Raw genomic sequence first — 19,859 nt, 5'->3', positions numbered from 1 at the left:
GCTCTATGAAACCAGCAGTTACCTTTTTGTGGCTTATAATATTCCCTTATATAGGGGTATCGCAAGCCACCATTTCCTTGGAAACTTGTTACAACTTACTGGCAGAAAATTATCCGTTGGTGCAACAAAAAATGCTAATAGAAAATCAACGAACTTTAAATTTAGCAGAAATAAATGCAGGTAAATTACCGCAAATAAATTTAGATGCGCAGGCTGTATACTTATCCGATGTTACACAAATTCCTTTACCGGATGTAGCAGTAAATCCACCAAATAACGATCAGTACAAAGCCACACTATCCATAAATCAGCTAATTTTTGGCAACGGCCAAATTGCTGCGCTAAAAAGTGTAAAAAGCGCCGAATTAAATACCCAACAAAAACATTTGGATGTACAGCTGTACAATTTAAAACAGCAGGTTAATAGTTTCTACTTTTCCATATTGCACCAAATGGAACACCATCGCTTGCTGCAGGCAAAAAAAAGACAGTTGGAGCAAAAACTTCAAGAGGTTAAATCGGGGATTGCATATGGGGTTATACTACCCGCATCCGACAATGTTATTGTAGCCGAATTGTTAAAAATAGAACAACAATCTACCGAAGTAATCAGTACAAAAACAGTTTTAATGCAATCGCTTTCCGCCCTTTTAGGAACGCCTATTTCAATTAACACCACCTTTGAAACACCTGAAATTACAGTTCATATTTCCGATAGTATTAACCGGCCAGAAATGGCGTTGTTTGCCTTAAAAAAAGAAGAAATTGAAAGCAAAAAAGAACTCATTCAAAAGGAAATTAGTCCTAAATTAGTCGGATTCGCCTCGGGAGGTTATGGCAATCCAGGCTTAAATATGTTAGACAATTCCTTTCAAACTTTTTATACTGTTGGGGTTAAATTACAATGGTCTGTTTTTGACTGGCAAATAAATAAAAAGAAACGCCAATCGCTTCAAATAAATCAGAATAGATTGGATAATGATGCCGAAATATTTCACTTAAATACATCTATAGCAGTTAACGCCTATGAACAAGAAATTTCAAAAATTTCGAGTATGCTTCAAATGGATCTTGAAATTATTGCGCTTCGGAAACATGTTTTAAAAAGCACGGAATCGCAACTCCAAAACGGTGTCATACCCGTTTCCAACTATATAACAGAATTAACCAATTTATTTGAAGCTGAAAATCGTTTTGCGCAACACAGTTTAACCTTACAATTAGCAAAAGCCAATTACAATTTAGCCAAAGGCCATTAAATTAATTCAAAAAAATGTGGTGCACAGCAACCTTTACAAAGTCAAACCATATAAAACCATCTAAAAGTTAGAAAATTAAATGAAAACCAACACATATTTATTAGGATTAAGTGTTATGCTTACCAGCCTTATTTCGTGCAGCAATGGCTCGGAAAAAGCAGATGGCTACGGCAATTTTGAAGCTACTGAAGTTATTATATCTGCCGAAAATTCAGGAAAACTCATGCAGTTTTTAGTTGAAGAGGGTGTTACTTTACAGGCAGCCAATTTTGTAGGTTATATTGATACACTACCCTTACATTTAAAACGTACGCAATTACAAATAAATAAAGATATTATAACTAGCAAATCTGCCGGCGTATTATCGGAGATTCATGTTTTAAAAGCCCAATTAGAAACCGCAACGAAAAACAAAACTAGAATTAAAAACTTACTAAAGGACCAAGCAGCTACCCCACAACAATTGGATAATATTTTGGGTGAAATTGCTGTTATTAATAGTCAAATTCGTCGGGTGGAAATTCAAAATGCACCGGTGGTAAACGAATTAAAATTAATTGACATACAAATTGAGCAAATTAAAGATCAGATTAAGAAAAGTACGCTTATAAACCCGGTAAAAGGAACTGTTTTAACAAGTTTTATGGAAGCAAACGAGATAGCAACCTTTGGCAAACCGCTATATAAAATTGCAAATTTAGACACCATGGAATTGCGTGTTTTTGTAAGTCAGACACAGCTTGCTAATATAACATTGGGAGAAACCGTGACAGTAAAAATTGATAAAAACGACGGTTTAAAATCCTATAAAGGTACCGTTATATGGATTGCTAATGAAGCGGAATTTACTCCAAAAATTATTCAAACAAAACAAGAGCGTGTAGCTTTAGTATACGCCGTAAAAATTGCCGTAAAAAACGATGGCGATTTAAAAATAGGTATGCCCGCAGAGATGTGGCTAAACACGGAATTAATAAATTAATTAAAACTTAAAATTATGAAACAAGTCATGCTTACATTTTGTGTGCTAGCCTTTTTAGGCTGCAAAAATAATAACAACAGCCAGTCCGGTAACACGGTTAGTCAGGATACAAATAATCCGGTTAGAGAGGTGCCAAAAGATGAGCAAAATCACGACAATAGTCCTATTTACACCAACAACTGGACAACAGAAATACAGTTAAATAATGGCGAAAAATGGGAAGCCGATGCCACCACCAACAACGGCGCACAACAGCTTGAAAACGCTATAAATAGTATGCAACCAAATTCTATTAAAGAGTACCATGAGTTGGCTAAAGAACTAAATGAAGTTAAAAACTTCCTAGTTAAAAATTGTTCTATGACGGGTCCTGCTCACGATAATTTACATATTTGGTTACATCCGTTAATTGATAAAATAAATGCACTTTTAATAGTTGACAATTTAGATGATGCTAAAAAATTAGAGCAGGCAATTACAGTAAATATTGAGGCCTACACGCAATATTTTAATTAATATACAACTTCAGTTATCATGGAAAAACACAAATATCATGTTCATATAAAATGGACTGAAAACAGAAAAGGACTAATGTGTTCCCCCGAATTGGAAAACACACAAACAAACGAAACCAATTGCATTCCTGTAGCCACGCCGCCCGAGTTTCCGGGTGGTGTACCACATATATGGTCGCCAGAACATTTGTTTACCGCTGCGGTAAGCAGTTGTTTAATGACCACATTTTTGGCAATAGCAGAAATGTCTAAATTAGACTATGTAAGTTTTACATGCGCTTCCGAAGGAATTTTGGAAAAAGTAGATGGCAAATTTATAATGAGCGAGATACACTTATTTCCCGAAGTAGTAATAACAGATGCCAGCAAGCAAGAACGTGCCAAACGCATAGTAGAGAAAGCAGAAGCGGCATGTTTAATTTCAAACTCAATAAAGTCGAAAGTCATTATGACAACCAAAATAACCATTCAAAACTAATTAGTTATGGGGATTTCGGTAAATGGGGTAAGCAAAAATTACAAAGCAGTTAAAGCCTTACAAGACATTTCATTTCAAGTAAAACCAAATGAACTTTTTGGCTTAATTGGTCCCGATGGCGCTGGTAAAACAACTTTATTTAGGATATTAACAACCCTTTTAAAGCCTAGTACCGGCACCGCATCTGTAGCGGGTTTAGATGTTGTAAACCATTTTAAAGATATCCGAAATCAGGTTGGCTACATGCCAGGAAAATTTTCGCTATATCAGGATTTAACCATTGCCGAAAATTTGGCGTTTTTTGCCACTATTTTTGGAACAACTATAGAAGAAAATTACGATTTAATTAAAGATATTTATGTGCAAATTGAGCCTTTTAAAAACAGGCCTGCAGGTAAACTATCGGGTGGAATGAAACAAAAGCTTGCCTTGTGTTGTGCCTTAATTCATAAGCCAAAAGTTCTTTTTTTAGATGAACCAACAACCGGTGTAGATCCCGTTTCCAGAACCGAATTTTGGGTCATGCTAAAACGCTTACAGAAAAAAAATATTACCATTTTAGTTTCTACTCCCTATATGGATGAAGCTGCCATGTGCGACAGAATTGCACTGATACAAGATGGTAAAATTTTACAAATTAATACGCCCGAAGCCTTGGTAGCGCAATACCCTAAAACCATTTTTAATATAAGTGCAAACAATATGTATTTATTAATTAAAAGTTTGCAGGCATATCCGTACCAACACAGCGTGTATCCGTTTGGTGAGTTTGTTCATTATTCAGATACCCGCGATACCTTTTCAATAGAGGCCTTAAAAACCTATTTAGAAAATAACCAGTTAAGCCATATTTATATTGAAGAAACACAGGCCACCATTGAAGACAGTTTTATGGCCTTGGCACGCTAAAAAAGGTGAGTCCAGAGCTATTTTAAACCTGCTAGCAATTAAAAAAAGTATCTACCACATCCATAACCAGTAATACTATGTACCCAGATAATAACACCGTAATTGAAGTGAATAAACTAACAAAAATGTTTGGAAATTTTACAGCTGTAAATGCCCTATCATTTAAAGTTTATAAAGGCGAAATATTTGGGTTTTTAGGAGCTAACGGTGCCGGAAAAACAACGGCTATAAAAATGCTTATTGGCATTTCAAACCCCAGTTCTGGTGCTGCAAAAGTAGCAGGTTTTGATGTGTTTACAGAAACCGAAAGCCTTAAAAAAAGTATTGGTTATATGAGTCAGAAATTTGCTTTATACGATGATTTAACCGTAACCGAAAACATTACTTTTTTTGGTGGCATTTACGGCTTATCAAAATTGCAGATAAAAGAAAAAGCAGCAGCATTGATAGCCGACTTAAACCTGGAAGCGGTTTCCAATAATTTAGTTGGTGCCTTGCCGTTGGGCTGGAAACAAAAATTAGCATTTTCAGTGGCTTTACTTCACGATCCAAAAATTGTCTTTTTAGACGAACCTACAGGCGGTGTGGACCCCATTACACGACGGCAATTTTGGGAATTAATTTACCGTGCTGCTAACAAAGGCACCACCATTTTTGTAACAACGCATTACATGGATGAAGCAGAATATTGCAATCGGGTTTCTATAATGGTAAAAGGAAATATAGAGGCTTTGGATACACCAAAAAACTTAAAAAAATTATTTAATGCGGCAAGTATGAACGATGTTTTTTTAAAATTAGCAAGAACATAAAAATCAAAAATCTTTATAGGTACACCAAATGAAACGTTTTAAAGGCTTTATAAAAAAAGAGTTTTTTCACATTTTTAGAGATAAACGCTCGTTGTTTATTCTTTTTGGTATGCCCATTGTTCAAATTCTTTTATTTGGTTTTGCCATAACTAATGAAATTAATAATGTAGATATTGCCATTTTAGACCGTGCAAATGATAGCGCCTCGAAAGCCTTAATCCAAAAAATTTCAGCCTCAAACTATTTTAGTGTAAAGCAATTTATAACGAACGAAGAAGCTATTGAAACGGCATTCAAAAAAGGAAAAATTAAGGCTGTTTTACATATAAATATTCATTTTAATCAAGAGCTTATTAAAACTAAAACTGCTTCAGTTCAAATAATTACGGATGCCACAGACCCCAATACGGCCAATACCGTAGCAAATTATATGGGCTCCATAATTAGTCACTATTCAAAAGAACGCAATGCAGCTATTCCAGTTAACCAGGTAGTTGTTTCGGAAACCCGAATGGCCTACAATCCAGAATTAAAAAGTGTGTATATGTTTGTGCCTGGTGTCATGACGGTTATACTTATGCTTGTTTCGGCCATGATGACCTCCATTTCAATAACTCGGGAAAAAGAACTCGGTACCATGGAAATACTTCTGGTGTCGCCAATTACGCCTTTACAAGTTATACTGGGTAAAGTATTTCCTTATGTTTTCCTGTCTGTTATTAACGCCACTGTTATCGTGCTGTTAAGCATTTTTGTATTTAACATGCCGCTACAGGGAAGTTTGTGGCTGTTGGCGCTGGAAAGTATTCTTTTTATCATTTCGGCTTTAGCATTAGGTATATTAATTTCAACCATTTCAGCAACGCAACAAACGGCTATGATGATTTCCTTAATGGGATTAATGCTACCCGTTATTTTGTTATCTGGTTTTATTTTTCCAATAAGCAGCATGCCTCTGCCTTTGCAATATATAAGCAACATTATTCCTGCAAAATGGTTTATAATTATTGTAAAAGGTATTATGCTAAAAGGAGTTGGATTAGAAGTTTTATGGAAAGAAACGGTTACTTTAATAGCCATGACCGTGGTGTTTATTGGCATTAGTATTAAAAAGTATAAAATAAGATTGGAGTGAAAACAATAGGCTATATTATTCAGAAGGAATTCAGACAGATATTTAGAAATAAAGGGATGTTACCTATTATTTTTATTCTGCCACTACTCCAATTAATTATTTTATCGAATGCAGCTACATTCGAAGTTAAAGCCATAAAATTTGCCTTTGTGGATAACGATGGCAGTGCTTGTTCGCGCGCGTTAATAGATAAGTTTCAGGCCTCTAATTATTTTAACGTTGTGGCTAACTACCCTACACATGGTTACGCCAATAAAGCCATGCAAGCTGGTTATGTAGATGTTATTTTAGAGATACCCACTAATTTTGAACGGCATTTAAAAAATGAAAAATCGCAAGCACTTGGCGTTACCGTTAATGCCATTGATGGCGCTGCCGCCGGACTTGTTAACGTTTACGTATCGGAAATTATTAAGCGTTTTAATAGCGGTGTTCGCCCAACCTATATAACGGCAAGCAACACCGTTTATATGCCTGTTAGCATAACCACCATACCACTTTTTTGGTACAACGAAACCTTAAATTATAAAACCTATATGGTTCCTGGTATTTTGGTGCTATTGGTTACTATGATTACACTTTTTTTATCGGGAATGAATATTGTTCGAGAAAAAGAGATAGGAACTTTGGAACAAATAAATGTAACCCCCATAAAAAAAAGTCAGTTTATTATTGGCAAACTCTTGCCTTTTTGGATAATAGGACTCGGAATTCTCTCGGTTGGTTTGTTAATAGCCACATTCATTTTTAAAATACCAGTAATAGGTAGTTTGCTATTAATTTATGGTTACACCAGCATTTATTTACTGGTAATTCTAGGAATTGGTTTGTTCATTTCCAACTTTACCCATACCCAACAACAGGCTATGTTTATAGCTTGGTTTTTTACGGTTATTTTTATTTTAATGAGTGGCTTATTTACGCCTATAGAAAGTATGCCTTATTGGGCGCAAATACTTACCGAGTTTAATCCAATTAGGTATTTTGTTGAAGTCATGCGCATGGTTATGCTTAAGGGTTCTGGATTTATGGATATACTCCCGCAAATATTAAAGACCTTGCTTTATGCCTTTATAATGAATACGTTAGCCGTTTGGCGCTACAGAAAAACCACCTAACCTGGTGATTTAGGTCCCTTTTATGCGCTGCCAAAGTTCGGATAACAGTTTTTTCGCGTCTCTAGGGCGCTTGGGAAGTTCTGTAAATTGAAGGTTATTTGTTTGCGAATCATACTCTATTAAAAACTGAAATACGAAACTATCCGAACCCGGTTCTAAACTTAATAACCCAAAACGCAAATCGTTAAAATACAACTGATTATTGCGCTCGGAAATGGTGTACCAACCTTTCGATATATGAATCATGCGCTGCATTTTTTCATGATCCTTAAGGTGCTTGATTAAATGTTGGTTTTTTGGATAAGCTACAAAACTTATGGGTTGGGTATCGAAAAATGAATACGAACCGAGTAAAAAAGAAGTTTCAGTTTCAATATTGGCACTCCATAAAATGGTATTTAATGGTGAAGGCCTTGTATCTATTTTATTGTAGCTTATATTCTGGGCGGCTAGTGCTGACTCAAATTTAGTATAGGCCGTCCACTTTAACACCAATGTAAGCGCTAGATAGGCAGTACTTATAAAAAGTCCTGTTCTATTATATATACGGCGTTTTTTGGATGTCCGCTCCTGAAACATGGTTAAAATTAGAAATACCAGCAGTGGTAGTGTGTACAACGGGTCTATTACAAAAATAGTTTTAAAAGCAAGGCGTAAATCCAATGGCCATAAAAGTTGGGTTCCCCAAGTGGTATGGGCGTCTAAAATAGGATGCGTTAAAAAAGCCCAAAAGAAAAGTAAGGCCCAACCTTTAAAGGATTTATAACGCTCGTAACGCGAAACAAGCCAACCAAACAGGGGCCCAAATATAACCGAAAACACCACCGAATGTGTAAAACCTCTGTGAATTTCAAGTGCCGTAACGGTGTCGGTGTAAAAATTGGCAATAATATCTAAATCTGGAATAGTACCCGCAATAGCGCCATAAAACATAGCGCGATTACCTACTTTTTTTCCTAAAACAGCCTCTCCTACAGCCGCTCCTAAAACAATTTGGGTTAAAGAATCCATGGCAGCCTAACAGCGATTATGTCCAACATTTATTAGAAAGAAATATCCCATTGAACTCTAAAACGCCATTGGTTATCGCTTATGTTATCAATTGTTTTGTAAGAAAATCGGGTTATCTCCATGGTAAGCTTATTTCTATGCTCTTTAAAAAACCAATTAAACGCCACACCATACTCTTGTTCATAGCTATTGCTAAAATCCGTATCCGGGGTATAATTAGCAAAAATACCAGCCACTTCCAACGGGGCCGGAACAAAATCTGCTATATTGGAAAAGAAATACCCTGCTTGTAAGTAGTAACCCGAAAGTGTTTTATCGGTATTTGTTTCGTAGTCCGTAATTTTTTTCAAATGCGATTCGTGCTGCCAAGAAAATCCGCGGTATTTAAACGCTGTTTCAATTAATCCTTGATTAATACGATATTGCCCAGGGGCGTTACTAGTATATCCTTCTAAATTACCACCTCCAGAGGTTGAAAATCGGGTAAACTGACTTCTATTCGTGGCAGCAGCAAAGGCTAAGGAAGCCGTTGGTTTGTCGTGAAACTTTAAATCGGATCCAGTAATTTCTAGTTCTCTACCAAACATATTCCACTGCAAACGGCCTACATACATTAAATGCGAATCGTCATTCCTTGTCGCGCCTCTGCCTGTACCTGTTAATACCGAAACATGGTAAGTAAAGTCTGCCAACGTTTCTGGAAACACGCGCCCAGAAAAGGCAACACCCGTTTGTCTGTCTATGGTAAAAGCTCGGTTTATAATAGAACGGTCCATCATTTGCTGTTTACCAGATGAAATGGTTCGTTCTCTACTATAAGCAGTTTTCCACTGCCCTAGTTCTACCTTAAAAAAGTCCCAACGATCTAGCGTTACCCTAAAATCCAATAAAGTACCGCGCGCATAATCGTATTGTATGGCGTATTTAAACCACGGCTTGTATGCATGTCCTCCAATTTTTAAACGTGCCCTATGAATTTTAAATCCGGTTTCGTCTGGTTTTGAAAAATCATCGAAAGCCGTTGGACTCTGATCTGTTGGTGTAAAAAATCGAAATTGAATTTGCGATTGTATGTGCATGGCATAATTATCATCTGCAGTACTAAAGGTAAATCCCTTTTTTGTGTAATCTACTTTTATCTTATTTACGGCAGTGGTATCGGTTTGTGCCAAAGCACTATTAAACCCAGAAAATACAAGAACAAAAACTAATAATAGCGTGGTTACTTTCATATGGAAACAAAAAATTTATTGAGAGAATACAAAAATAATGCTTTTTTTAAATACGGGTAACCTTAACGGCGTTCATACCTTTCATGCCTTTTTCAAGTTCGAAAGAAACCGCATCGTTTTCGGCTATATCGTCTACTAACCCGCTAACGTGACAAAAATATTTTTCTTGGTTTTCCGAATCAATTATAAAACCAAAGCCTTTGGAGTTATCGAAAAACGACACCTTTCCAGTACGAACAGGATCGAAAGCTTCCACCTCGCTGTCATCGCGTTTTGGAATGCTAACCTCTATACTTTCGGCATCTACTTTTACACGCATAGACGGATCGGGAGGCGTGTCGGTAAGATTTCCGTTAAAATCTACGTAGGCAAATTGAATGCCATCGGAACCACCAGCTTCTTTATTCATTTTTCTGGCTTCCATTTTTTTGCGTTTTTCTTCGCGTTTTTTTAAACGTTTTTTTTCTTTTTCACTTTTATTAAATGTCTGTTGAGATTTTGCCATTTTTATTTTATGGAAATAGTTTTAAGGGTTAAATTGAAGAAATAAAATAATAAAAGCCTGTTATAAAAAAGAACCACGGTAGTATTATTAATCCAAATTCCTTGTTTGGATTACTCCTGCAACGTCTACAAAGATAAGACTTTAATTTTCTTTTTTAAAAACTACCGGTGGAATTCTGTAAATTGGATGCCTAACTTTTTTTCAAGCTCTTGAATGTTTTTTTGTTCATCGTCCAGAATTAAAGCTATAGAACGGCCTTTTTTACCCGCACGAGCTGTCCTGCCACTGCGGTGCGTATAATAAGCAGCTTGCTCGGGCAATTGATGGTGAATTACAAAGGCTAAATTGCTTACATCAATGCCTCTAGCCGATACGTCGGTGGATATTAATATCTGAATTCGTTCGTTTTTAAAGGCTCGCATGACCTTGTCTCGCTCCTTTTGGGGCATATCGCCTTCCAATGCGCCAACTAAAAAGCCTTCGTTTTTTAGAATATTATATACGTTTTGGGTACTGGCTTTGGTGTTGCAAAATACAATACCGCGCTGTTTGTCAAATTGATCCAACAAGCTTATTAAAACAGTTTCTTTACGCTTTAAGGCGGTTCGTACAAATTGGTGACTAATATTGGTGTTTACTACTTCCTGTTTGTTAACCGCTATTTTTATGGTTTTAGGCGACATGTAGGTTTTTACAATGCTTTGAATTTCGGGCGGCATTGTTGCCGAAAACAACCACGTATTACAATGGGTAGTAGCATATTTTAGGATTTTATTCAAATCGTTTTTAAAACCCATGCTTAACATTTCGTCTGCCTCATCTAAAATAAGCGTTTGTATTTGCTTAATATTTACAGCATCTCGTTCTATTAAATCCAATAATCGGCCTGGTGTAGCAACAACAATATGAGACGGCCGTTTTAGGGCTTTTATTTGCCGGTCTATTTTCTCACCGCCATAAACGCCTTCACAATAAACCGAATCATTACAATATTTGGTAAATTTAAAAAGTTGTTTCTTTATTTGTTGCACCAATTCGCGCGTGGGTGCCAAAATAAGCGCCTGAACTTCTAAATTTAAAGGGCTAATTATATGTAGTAGCGGTAAACCATAAGCAGCCGTTTTGCCGGTACCTGTTTGAGCTAAACCTATAAAATCGGTTTGGTTATTTAAAAGTATCGGTATGGTTTGCGCTTGTATAGCTGTTGGTGCTATAATATTTAATTCCTTTAGGGCTTTTACGTATTCTTTTTGAATACCTAAATGAGCAAATGTTGTCATGACGCTTGTAAATTGAGCGGTAAAGGTATTGTTATTTAAGCAGTTTTATATTATTTGCAGCAAAAACTAGTTACAAAAACAGAAAGTATATATTTGTTACCTCCTTTAATTTAAACACCATGCACGTTAAAAACATACACAATAAACCGTATAATTTTAGCAAATTAACGGCCGCCAATCCGGCTTTAAAACCTTATGTTTTTACAAACGAATATCATAAAGAATCTGTAAATTTTGCGCTACCAGAAGCCGTTTTCGAGCTTAACAAAGCCTTACTAATGGCGCATTATGGTTTGGTAGACTATCAGTTACCTGTAGGATATTTATGTCCACCTGTTCCTAGTAGAGCCGATTATTTATGGCATTTAAAAGACTTAATTACTCCAAAATTTAATATGGTGAAAGGCCTAGATATTGGTGTTGGCGCAAATGCAATTTATTCTATTTTGGGCGCGCAACTATTTGGTTGGCAAATGCTTGGTGTGGATACAAATGAAAAATCGGTACAACTTGCCGAACATAACTGCCTTTTAACTCCAAATGTTTCAAAACTTGTAACCATCCGATTGCAAAATTATCCCGGATTTATTTTCAAGAATATTATTGAGCCAGATAATTATCTAGACTTTACCATGTGCAACCCGCCGTTTCATAGCTCCCCGGAGGCTGCTTTAAAAGGCACTAATAGGAAGCTTAAAAATTTGAATTTACAAGCAGCACCTCGTTTAAACTTTGGTGGTCAGGCACACGAACTTTGGTGCAATGGTGGCGAAGCCTTGTTTATTAAGCGCATGATTAAGGAAAGTGTTCAATTTAGTAATCAAGTAGGCTGGTTTACAACGTTAGTGTCTAAAGCAGCCCACCTACCGAAGTTAATAAAACAGTTAGAAAAATTGAAAGCCGAGCACCGTATAATAAACATGGAACAAGGCCAAAAAATAACGCGCATTTTAGCTTGGAGGTTTACAACTTAATCCAATTGATAATAACCACATTTTAAATAAGCACCCTCTGCAAAGCCGATTGGGTGGTCTACATCATGGCCTGTTTTTAAAATAACTTTAAAAGGACGTTTGGTACCACTCAAGGCATTGTGGTTAATTGCGAAAAAAGCTTCTGCTAAAATTCTGGATGAACACGAAGCCAACACCAGAATACCTTTGAAAGCCGTAAGCTGCATGCCCAAAAGCGCTAATTGTCGGTATTTTTTTTTAGCCAGTGCTATTTCCGATTGCTGTTTTGCAAAGCTAGGCGGATCTATAACCACGATATCGTAGGTTTTTCCTGCCTGAATAAGTTGCTTCATTTCTGTAAAAGCATCGCCAGCTATGGTATAATGCTTACCGGTATACGCATTTAGTTTACCATTTGCCACGGCTACATTTAACGCCTGTTTACTTATGTCCAAACTGGTAACAGATGTGGCTTGATTTGCTAACGCATGAACAGAAAAACCACCAGCATACGAGAAAACGTCTAAAACCGTTTTTCCGCGACTTAAAGCACCCACGCGTTGCCTATTATGACGGTGATCTAGAAAGTAGCCGGTTTTATGACCTTTTATAACATTAGCAGAAAATTGAACGCCGTGTTCTGTAAACGGAACCACTTCTTGCGCTAAAGATCCATATATAACAGAGCCATCTGTTACGCGTTTAGTAGTTTGTTGCAGGTGTCTGCTTAATCGTAACACAACAGTGCTTACGCCAGATACCTGAATTAGATTTTTAACAATTGTGGGTAAATAAGGTAGCCAAATTTCGGAATACAATTTTACAACCAATACAGAACTGTAAACGTCTGCAATAAGACCAGGAAAGCCATCATTTTCACCAAACAATAAGCGGTAACTTGTGGTATTGGTTTTTAATAAGGTAGCTCTTTTTTTAAAGGCGTCATTAATAGCGGTTTCAAAAAAAGTGGCATTTATAATTTTGGGCAATCCGCTATGTAATATTTTTATGCGAATAGGCGAACTAGGGTCGAATAAGCCAACGCCTATAAAAGCATTATCCCGTTTTCTAAAAATTACAGCCACCTGCCCCATTTCGCCTTTTTTATTTAGCTTCTCAATACTATTTTCAAAAACCCACGGGTGTCCTTGTACCACAGAACGTTCTGCATTAGCATTTAATTTAACGGCTAAACGGGTTGATGGCTCCGGAATATGCGGTAATTTTATATCGGGCATGTGCTTCTTAATTTCAGCAAAAATAGAAAATGCAAGGCAGCTTTAAACCTCCGAAACATTTTTAATTACAATTTCGTAAAACCAAAAGGGTTTTGCTTGCATTTTAAATAAGAAAACCAGAATGTGGAGCGTCTTAAATTACCACATTTGTTTACCACAATCGTTTTAAAACCGTGATGATATTGGTTGGGTTTTGCTCAAATAGTGTCCCAATTATTTGATAATAATTTTTTGGCTTTGCGTGCCAGTTACTGTTTTAATTTGAAGGATGTATAAACCAGAAGCTAAATCGGATACCATTATTTGCGTGCTACCCATTAGGGTCGTGTTATTTTTAATTAGCTGTCCGTTGGCATTAAACAAGGCTATACGGGCATTAGCTTCCAAATTTTTAATGTTAATAACGTTGCTTGCCGGGTTTGGATAAACAACCAAATTAGTCTTATTTTCCTCTGACGGATTAAGGCTCAAGGCGTTGCAAGCGGTGGAACTTTGAACAAAATTTGAATTGGCGTCTATTGTCCAATTTAATAAATAATCGGCATCTACATTGTCTACCATAATGCAAGATAAATTGGTATTACCCAAGGTAGAAAACATTGAAATAGTTTGATTGCTATTATTTCGGATGTCCAATGTTTGCAGATTGTTATTGGCTAATCTTACAAACCGCAAAGCCGTATTTAAGGATACATCTAAATTTTCTAATTGGTTTCCACTTGCAAAAAGCAACATTAAATTAGGCGCATGGAACAAATCTAAATTTGAAATCTGGTTGTTTTCAATGAATAAACGCACTAGCGAGTTATTTTCACTTAAATCCAATTCAGAAAAACGGTTGCCACTAATATCCAAATAAGAAATTACCGAATGGTTATTAAACGCAATAGCATTTAAGTTGTTATTAGGTGCCATAAGCGTATGCAAGCTGTGGTTTTGCGACACGTTTAAATTATCCAAATAATTGTCGCCACAGGCCAACGTTTGTAAAAGTTGGTTATTGGTAACATCCAAAGTTGACAGGGCATTATTATAACACCAAAGTACTTCTAAATTGGTATTTTGAGAAACATTAAGTTGCGTTAAATTATTTAAACTGCATGACAGTAATTCCAAACCTACTAGGTGGCCAATTTCCAAAACTTCTAATTGGTTATTTGCCACGTATAACTCCTTTATGTTGGCATTTTGCGAAATATTAAGAGTTTGTAAATTATTTGATTCCACATCTACAATTTCCAATTGTAAATTAGCAGACAAATTTAAGGTTGCTATGTTATTGTTGTAAGCCGATAAATAGGTTAAATTTTCGAACGCTTCAATACCTTCAAGACTAGATATGTTTTTCTCGAATACGTTTAAAGCCGTTACCATAGCGGCATCTGTATTTAAAATAGTACCGTTAAATCCGTTGGTATCAATGCCCAAATCTATAAGCGCTTGCTCAAAATTTGGATCGATTATATTGGTTGTATTTTGAGAAAAAATAGTGTTGGAAGTTGCAAACAATGCAAGAATTAACAAGACGTTAAGCTGTAGATTTTTAGGTAAAAGTGTAATCAAAATAAAATAGGTTTAGAGCAATATTGAGGCAAATTTATTAGCTTATTGTGTATGAGCCTATTAAAATCGTTATCCGCAATGTAAAATTCGGTAAGCTACTGTGTTGTGCAGTTTATCGGTGAAATTGACAGAAAAAATAGTGTTAAATGCTTAAAGTCTTTACTACCTGTATTGTATTTTTGTAATCCATTTTTAAATTTTATTCGTTATGTTACAATTGTTTAGGCTTATTGCATTTTTAGAAGGTGTTTCGTATGTATTATTATTATTTATTGCAACACCCATAAAATATCTGTCTGACGACCCACAATATGTAAAAATGCTAGGCATGCCTCATGGCGTTTTATTTATGGCCTACGTTATTTTTGCGCTTATAATTAGCAAACGTATGCACTGGAACAATTCGGATTTATTTAAAGTATTAATCGCTTCAATTATACCTTTTGGAACATTTTATGTAGAATATAAATACCTAAAACGCCCACAACTGTAATGCAACAAATACAAAGTTTTATATACGATTATGCGCTAAACGCTGGTTTTTCGGAGAATGCAGCCAAGTTACTAAACACCTTTGCTTTAATGCTGGGGTTGCTAATTATTATTGTAATTTCAGATTACATAACCAGAAAATTTTTACTTAATATTTTTAGCAAATTTGCATCTCGGTCTAAAACTAATTTCGACGATTTGTTGGTGGACCATAAGGCGCCCAGAAATATAGCACACATTGTTCCGCTTTTAATTACCCTGCAATTATTTCCTTTTGTTTTTTATCATTATCCGGAATTAGAAGAGAACATAATCATTTTAATTCGTGTTTACGGTGTTTTATTAACGGTATGGATTATTAGAAGCATTTTAAAGACTTTCGAATCGTACTTCAAAACCTTACCCAGATTAAAAGATAAACCAATAGATAGCTACATACAAGTAGCCATGCTTTTTATATGGGTTATTGGTGCTGCCTCTATATTTGCTGTTGTTATTAATTTATCTTTCATCGAATTTTTTACAACATTAGGTGCAGCTTCTGCCGTTTTACTCTTAATTTTTAAAGATACCATTTTAGGATTCGTGGCCAGTATTCAAGTAGCTATAAACGATTCTGTTCGGATTGGCGATTGGATAACCATGGATAAATATGGCGCGGATGGCGATGTTATAGAAATAAACTTATCCACCGTTCAGGTACAAAATTTCGATAAAACCATTACACACATCCCAACATATGCCCTTATTTCCGATTCGTTTAAAAATTGGCGCGGTATGGAATCTTCGGGAGGTCGACGCATAAAACGTGCTATATTACTAAAAGCGAAAAGTGTGCAATATTTAACAGAAGCCCATATTTCTGAATTAAAAAACATTCAACTTATTACCGCCTATTTAGAAAGCAGACAGCAAGACATTAATACGTATAATACCAATAATAATATCGATAAATCTACCCTAATTAACGGTCGAAATTTAACCAATTTAGGTGTTTTTAGGAAGTATATTCAATCCTATATTGAAAATCATTCGGCCATAAATAAAGATATGACAATTATGGTGCGACAATTAGCGCCAACTCCACAAGGTATTCCTCTAGAAATTTATGCTTTTAGTAGCGATAAACGCTGGGCTAATTATGAATATATTATGTCCGATATTTTTGATCACGCTCTGGCAGCTGTCCCTTATTTTAAGTTAGAATTATTTGAAATTCCCACCACGTTTACAACCGAAATTTTAAATACCGACTAATATGCCTTGTTTTTAATGCACAGCGAAAAAAACAGCATACAGGACCAATACTTTGGATATGTAAACACACCTAACTTATGGCACAACAAATCGGTTTTTAATATTCAGCAGTTTGATTTTGCTAAAAATTTAACCAAAACTACTTTTAAAAGAATATTACCACCCAATTTACGATTAGGGAAACGCGTAGAACAATTTGTTTTAAACAATCTGGAACAACAAAAAGGCCTTAAAATTCTAGCCGAAACTATTCAAATTCAGCAAAACAAAGAAACCATAGGCGAATTGGATGCCATACTTACCTATAATTTGGTGCCCATTCATCTGGAAATTGTCTATAAATTTTATGTATACGACCCAACGGTTGGAAGTTCGGAAATAGACCATTTAATTGGGCCAAATAGAAAAGACCTTTTAACTGAAAAATTAAACAAGTTAAAAAACAAACAGTTTCCACTACTTTACCGGCCAGAAACCCAACCCTATTTGGAACATTTAGGGCTAAATGCCGCCCAATGCCAACAAGCTGTATGCTTTAAAGCCCAATTATTTGTACCTCTAAACATAAATATCAAGTTAACCACTGTTAACCAAGCTTGTGTGGTTGGTTATTATATTTCGATTGCCGAAGTCCTGCAGTTCAAAAACAGTTTGTTTTATTTTCCGAGTAAAGCAGATTGGCTAATATTCCCACACCATCAGGTAGTTTGGGAGTCTTTTACTGGCATACAACGACGTTTACAAAACATAAAAAACAATCAATATGCTGCTTGCTGTTGGATTAAGCAAGCTAACAAGCCTCTTATAAAAGTGTTTATTGTTTGGTGGTAATGTTTTTGGTTATTACTCGGCTGGTTTACCGTGAATTTCCAAAAACACCTCGTCGAAATTAGATCTTAAATAAGCTCGTAATTTTTTACGATAATCGTCTTTAAGCCATTCCACAAAATTAAACGTACTTTTACTAATACATTTGGTATAGCGTTGAATGCGGTAATCTATATCGTCGCCCAATTGTTTGGCCAAATCTAAAGCATCGTATAAATCTTCCGAATTTTCCACACAAATTTTTGCATGGTGTTCTATGGAACGTTCTAGTACCACTTTAGAGGATTCCCCTGCTCTAACTGCTGCAATGTATGTTTTTTTGATATCGAAATACACATCTTCGGATGCTGCAAATAGGTCGCGCAAATGTTGCGGCATTTCATACCTAAAGTTTTCTTCAATTTCTTCATCGCCCAGTATACCATCTAAATAGAAGTTAGGCGATCTGAAAATGCGATGCCAATCCAAATCGGCTCCCCAAGGCCCAAAACGGTGTAAGTTGTTACCTAAATCCAGAACAATAAATTTCTTTTTATCCTTATAAATACGCGACCCTCTACCAATCATTTGGTAATACAAGGTTAAGGATTTAGTGGCTCTGTTTAAAATAATAGCTTCTACCGAAGGCTCATCGAAACCTGTGGTAAGAATACTTACCGAGGTTAAAATAGCATCTGGGGTTTCTTTAAACCACTTTAATATTTTTTTTCGCTCTTTTTTGGTGTTGGTATTATCTAAATGTGCAACGGGGTAACCTGCCATTCTAAACGTATCGTACACATGTAGCGAGGTGTTTATACCATTATTAAAAATAAGTGTTTTTTTACCCTTACAACGCTCTTCATACGCTTGCAATAGCTTTGTAAGCATGTCGTTATTAGTGTATAAATCTTCGGAAGACTTTACGGTATAATCGCCGTTTGCTCCTACCACCAACGATGTTAAACCTACATTATAGGAATACACCTCGGCTTTTGCCAAAAACTCATTAGAGATTAACGATTCAATACTTTCACCTACAATAAGTTCATCATAATTATCCTTCATCGGTAATTTTATGTTTGAACTTAACGGGGTTGCCGTAACACCCAAAATAAAGGATTTTTCAAAAAACTTAAATAGCTTGGTAAACGAGTTGTAGTGAGCCTCGTCTATAATAACCAACCCAATATCCGAAATATCTAATTTATCTTCGTTTAAACGGTTGTTAAGGGTTTCAACCATGGCCACAAAACAGCTATATTGCGCCTGGTCGTCCAGGTTGGCTTTACTGTTTACCACTTTATTTTCAACACCAAACTCGGTTAGCATACCGGATGTTTGACGGCACAACTCGATGCGGTGCGTCATGACAAGCACCTTCTTTTTGTGGTGTTTTAAATACTGTCTTACAATTTCGGAAAAAATTACTGTTTTACCACCACCCGTAGGCAATTGGTACAGCAAATGGTAATCATCCGGAGCCTCTTCAAAACTTTTAAAAATTTTATTTATGGCGCCTTTTTGATAGCTATACAGGTTTTTACCCTCTTTTCTGTCTTCTAATTCTGATAGTGAAATACGCGTGCTCATAGATTTTTTCAATGTGCAAAAATACGTTCTTTTCAAGGTTTATCAAGAATTTTTTTAAAATAATTGTTTACTGTTTTCTTTCTCAAAGAAATTAAAGGCTAATTTTACCGTCACTTTTACGAAGCTCCATACCAATTATGACCAAAAAAGCCGACAAACACTATAAACTTTTTAAACCATACGGATTTATTAGTCAGTTTGTTATAAACGGTAAACAAAAACGCCATAAACGTTTGCTGGGCGAATTATACGATTTTCCCAGTGGCACAATGGCTATTGGGCGTTTAGATGAAACATCGGAAGGTTTATTGTTATTAACAACCTCTGGTGCCACCAGCACCTATATTACCAGCACAGGTATTGAAAAAGAATATTACGTACAAGTAGACGGCCTTATTACAAACCAAGCACTAGAAACCTTACAAAACGGCGTAAACATTACTATAAACGGAAAAAAATATCTGACAAAATCATGCAAAGCGGCTGTTTTATTACAGGCACCAGATTTTCCGCGGCGCGGTAAAAAGATAAGAGACTCAAGGCATGGCCCTACTTCCTGGCTGTCCATAACGCTTACAGAAGGTAAATTTAGACAAATTAGAAAAATGACTGCCGCTGTTGGATTTCCAACGCTTCGCTTGGTGCGTGTAAGAATAGGAACTATTACATTAGGTAATTTACAAATGGGCGCCGTGGCACCTTTACAGACTATTCAATAAA

The 19,859-nt window shown here is 35.9% G+C and carries 20 protein-coding genes; 13 read left to right on the top strand and 7 right to left on the bottom strand.

The window, feature by feature from the left end; genetic code table 11:
• Positions 1-5: 5 nt before the first annotated feature.
• The 8 genes from ACFSQP_RS03375 (at position 6) to ACFSQP_RS03340 (ending at position 7,208) form a co-directional block, all read left to right on the top strand.
• Positions 6-1,259: a TolC family protein gene (locus ACFSQP_RS03375; RefSeq protein WP_376891769.1), complete on the top strand. Its 1,254-nt coding sequence runs from the start codon at positions 6-8 to the stop codon at positions 1,257-1,259.
• 79 nt (positions 1,260-1,338) lie between these two features.
• Positions 1,339-2,241 carry an HlyD family secretion protein gene (locus ACFSQP_RS03370; protein WP_376891768.1) on the top strand — a complete coding sequence of 301 codons (903 nt, stop codon included), beginning with the start codon at positions 1,339-1,341 and terminating at the stop codon, positions 2,239-2,241.
• A gap of 15 nt (positions 2,242-2,256) precedes the next feature.
• Positions 2,257-2,757, top strand: a complete 501-nt coding sequence (locus tag ACFSQP_RS03365; protein ID WP_376891766.1) for a hypothetical protein — start codon at positions 2,257-2,259, stop codon at positions 2,755-2,757.
• Positions 2,758-2,775: 18 nt separating this feature from the next.
• Positions 2,776-3,234: an OsmC family protein gene (locus ACFSQP_RS03360; RefSeq protein ID WP_376891764.1), complete on the top strand. Its 459-nt coding sequence runs from the start codon at positions 2,776-2,778 to the stop codon at positions 3,232-3,234.
• A gap of 6 nt (positions 3,235-3,240) precedes the next feature.
• Positions 3,241-4,143: an ABC transporter ATP-binding protein gene (locus ACFSQP_RS03355; protein ID WP_376891762.1), complete on the top strand. Its 903-nt coding sequence runs from the start codon at positions 3,241-3,243 to the stop codon at positions 4,141-4,143.
• Between the two features lie 77 nt (positions 4,144-4,220).
• A complete protein-coding gene (locus ACFSQP_RS03350) occupies positions 4,221-4,955 on the top strand; it encodes an ABC transporter ATP-binding protein (protein ID WP_376891761.1) in 735 nt (244 codons plus the stop codon).
• Positions 4,956-4,983: 28 nt separating this feature from the next.
• Positions 4,984-6,090 carry an ABC transporter permease gene (locus ACFSQP_RS03345; RefSeq protein ID WP_376891759.1) on the top strand — a complete coding sequence of 369 codons (1,107 nt, stop codon included), beginning with the start codon at positions 4,984-4,986 and terminating at the stop codon, positions 6,088-6,090.
• A complete protein-coding gene (locus ACFSQP_RS03340) occupies positions 6,087-7,208 on the top strand; it encodes an ABC transporter permease (RefSeq protein WP_376891757.1) in 1,122 nt (373 codons plus the stop codon). The genes ACFSQP_RS03345 and ACFSQP_RS03340 overlap by 4 nt, the downstream gene beginning before the upstream one ends.
• Positions 7,209-7,217: 9 nt before the next feature.
• Here ACFSQP_RS03340 and ACFSQP_RS03335 read toward each other — a convergent pair whose 3' ends face one another.
• The 4 genes from ACFSQP_RS03335 to ACFSQP_RS03320 all read right to left on the bottom strand — a co-directional run bounded on the left by ACFSQP_RS03335 (position 7,218) and on the right by ACFSQP_RS03320 (position 11,236).
• Positions 7,218-8,219 (bottom strand): metal-dependent hydrolase, encoded by a 1,002-nt coding sequence (locus tag ACFSQP_RS03335; RefSeq protein ID WP_376891755.1) that lies wholly within the window; start codon positions 8,217-8,219, stop codon positions 7,218-7,220.
• 32 nt (positions 8,220-8,251) lie between these two features.
• Positions 8,252-9,451 (bottom strand): porin, encoded by a 1,200-nt coding sequence (locus tag ACFSQP_RS03330; RefSeq protein ID WP_376891754.1) that lies wholly within the window; start codon positions 9,449-9,451, stop codon positions 8,252-8,254.
• A gap of 46 nt (positions 9,452-9,497) precedes the next feature.
• Entirely contained in the window at positions 9,498-9,956 is a 459-nt protein-coding gene (locus ACFSQP_RS03325; protein ID WP_376891752.1) for a cold-shock protein, read from the bottom strand.
• 161 nt (positions 9,957-10,117) lie between these two features.
• Positions 10,118-11,236 (bottom strand): DEAD/DEAH box helicase, encoded by a 1,119-nt coding sequence (locus ACFSQP_RS03320; RefSeq protein ID WP_376891750.1) that lies wholly within the window; start codon positions 11,234-11,236, stop codon positions 10,118-10,120.
• A gap of 119 nt (positions 11,237-11,355) precedes the next feature.
• On the opposite strand from ACFSQP_RS03320, the gene rlmF reads away from it, so the two are divergent.
• Entirely contained in the window at positions 11,356-12,210 is an 855-nt protein-coding gene (gene rlmF, locus ACFSQP_RS03315; RefSeq protein ID WP_376891748.1) for a 23S rRNA (adenine(1618)-N(6))-methyltransferase RlmF, read from the top strand.
• Here rlmF and ACFSQP_RS03310 read toward each other — a convergent pair.
• Together ACFSQP_RS03310 and ACFSQP_RS03305 are read right to left on the bottom strand one after the other, a co-directional pair.
• Positions 12,207-13,427, bottom strand: coding sequence for a class I SAM-dependent rRNA methyltransferase (locus tag ACFSQP_RS03310; protein ID WP_376891747.1), 1,221 nt, complete (start codon positions 13,425-13,427; stop codon positions 12,207-12,209). The two genes, rlmF and ACFSQP_RS03310, sit on opposite strands and share 4 nt — an antisense overlap.
• A gap of 213 nt (positions 13,428-13,640) precedes the next feature.
• Positions 13,641-14,990 (bottom strand): T9SS type A sorting domain-containing protein, encoded by a 1,350-nt coding sequence (locus ACFSQP_RS03305; protein WP_376891745.1) that lies wholly within the window; start codon positions 14,988-14,990, stop codon positions 13,641-13,643.
• Between the two features lie 208 nt (positions 14,991-15,198).
• On the opposite strand from ACFSQP_RS03305, the gene ACFSQP_RS03300 reads away from it, so the two are divergent.
• Genes ACFSQP_RS03300 through ACFSQP_RS03290 form a run of 3 tightly spaced genes read left to right on the top strand, consistent with a single transcriptional unit; the run spans position 15,199 to position 17,570 of the window.
• Entirely contained in the window at positions 15,199-15,483 is a 285-nt protein-coding gene (locus ACFSQP_RS03300; RefSeq protein WP_376891744.1) for a DUF3817 domain-containing protein, read from the top strand.
• The gene (locus tag ACFSQP_RS03295; RefSeq protein ID WP_376891743.1) at positions 15,483-16,739 is read left to right on the top strand and encodes a mechanosensitive ion channel family protein; all 1,257 of its coding nucleotides are present in this window, start codon (positions 15,483-15,485) and stop codon (positions 16,737-16,739) included. Before ACFSQP_RS03300 ends, ACFSQP_RS03295 begins: the two co-directional genes overlap by 1 nt.
• 15 nt (positions 16,740-16,754) lie before the next feature.
• On the top strand, positions 16,755-17,570 hold the full coding sequence (locus ACFSQP_RS03290) for a DUF1853 family protein (protein WP_376891741.1): 816 nt from the start codon (positions 16,755-16,757) through the stop codon (positions 17,568-17,570).
• Between the two features lie 12 nt (positions 17,571-17,582).
• On the opposite strand, the gene ACFSQP_RS03285 is transcribed toward ACFSQP_RS03290, so the two are convergent.
• Complete coding sequence (locus ACFSQP_RS03285; protein WP_376891739.1) at positions 17,583-19,139, bottom strand: DEAD/DEAH box helicase; 1,557 nt, start codon at positions 19,137-19,139, stop codon at positions 17,583-17,585.
• Between the two features lie 137 nt (positions 19,140-19,276).
• Between ACFSQP_RS03285 and ACFSQP_RS03280 the strand changes: the two genes are divergently transcribed.
• Positions 19,277-19,858: a pseudouridine synthase gene (locus tag ACFSQP_RS03280; RefSeq protein WP_376891738.1), complete on the top strand. Its 582-nt coding sequence runs from the start codon at positions 19,277-19,279 to the stop codon at positions 19,856-19,858.
• Position 19,859 lies beyond the last annotated feature (1 nt).

Source organism: Bizionia sediminis, from assembly GCF_042684585.1.
Lineage (GTDB): Bacteria > Bacteroidota > Bacteroidia > Flavobacteriales > Flavobacteriaceae > Algorimicrobium > Algorimicrobium sediminis.
The sequence above is the reverse complement of the archived record's forward strand: the minus strand, read 5'-3'. Positions and strand labels throughout refer to the sequence as shown.

Excerpts from the sequence above, each read along its gene's own strand:
- ACFSQP_RS03300 (WP_376891744.1), top strand. The coding sequence starts at position 15,199 with ATGTTACAATTGTTTAGGCTTATTGCATTTTTAGAAGGTGTTTCGTAT.
- ACFSQP_RS03320 (WP_376891750.1), bottom strand. The coding sequence starts at position 11,236 with ATGACAACATTTGCTCATTTAGGTATTCAAAAAGAATACGTAAAAGCC.
- rlmF (WP_376891748.1), top strand. The coding sequence starts at position 11,356 with ATGCACGTTAAAAACATACACAATAAACCGTATAATTTTAGCAAATTA.
- ACFSQP_RS03355 (WP_376891762.1), top strand. The coding sequence starts at position 3,241 with ATGGGGATTTCGGTAAATGGGGTAAGCAAAAATTACAAAGCAGTTAAA.
- ACFSQP_RS03330 (WP_376891754.1), bottom strand. The coding sequence starts at position 9,451 with ATGAAAGTAACCACGCTATTATTAGTTTTTGTTCTTGTATTTTCTGGG.
- ACFSQP_RS03370 (WP_376891768.1), top strand. The coding sequence starts at position 1,339 with ATGAAAACCAACACATATTTATTAGGATTAAGTGTTATGCTTACCAGC.
- ACFSQP_RS03345 (WP_376891759.1), top strand. The coding sequence starts at position 4,984 with ATGAAACGTTTTAAAGGCTTTATAAAAAAAGAGTTTTTTCACATTTTT.
- ACFSQP_RS03285 (WP_376891739.1), bottom strand. The coding sequence starts at position 19,139 with ATGAGCACGCGTATTTCACTATCAGAATTAGAAGACAGAAAAGAGGGT.
- ACFSQP_RS03280 (WP_376891738.1), top strand. The coding sequence starts at position 19,277 with ATGACCAAAAAAGCCGACAAACACTATAAACTTTTTAAACCATACGGA.
- ACFSQP_RS03365 (WP_376891766.1), top strand. The coding sequence starts at position 2,257 with ATGAAACAAGTCATGCTTACATTTTGTGTGCTAGCCTTTTTAGGCTGC.
- ACFSQP_RS03290 (WP_376891741.1), top strand. The coding sequence starts at position 16,755 with ATGCACAGCGAAAAAAACAGCATACAGGACCAATACTTTGGATATGTA.
- ACFSQP_RS03295 (WP_376891743.1), top strand. The coding sequence starts at position 15,483 with ATGCAACAAATACAAAGTTTTATATACGATTATGCGCTAAACGCTGGT.
- ACFSQP_RS03375 (WP_376891769.1), top strand. The coding sequence starts at position 6 with ATGAAACCAGCAGTTACCTTTTTGTGGCTTATAATATTCCCTTATATA.
- ACFSQP_RS03335 (WP_376891755.1), bottom strand. The coding sequence starts at position 8,219 with ATGGATTCTTTAACCCAAATTGTTTTAGGAGCGGCTGTAGGAGAGGCT.
- ACFSQP_RS03310 (WP_376891747.1), bottom strand. The coding sequence starts at position 13,427 with ATGCCCGATATAAAATTACCGCATATTCCGGAGCCATCAACCCGTTTA.
- ACFSQP_RS03350 (WP_376891761.1), top strand. The coding sequence starts at position 4,221 with ATGTACCCAGATAATAACACCGTAATTGAAGTGAATAAACTAACAAAA.
- ACFSQP_RS03360 (WP_376891764.1), top strand. The coding sequence starts at position 2,776 with ATGGAAAAACACAAATATCATGTTCATATAAAATGGACTGAAAACAGA.
- ACFSQP_RS03325 (WP_376891752.1), bottom strand. The coding sequence starts at position 9,956 with ATGGCAAAATCTCAACAGACATTTAATAAAAGTGAAAAAGAAAAAAAA.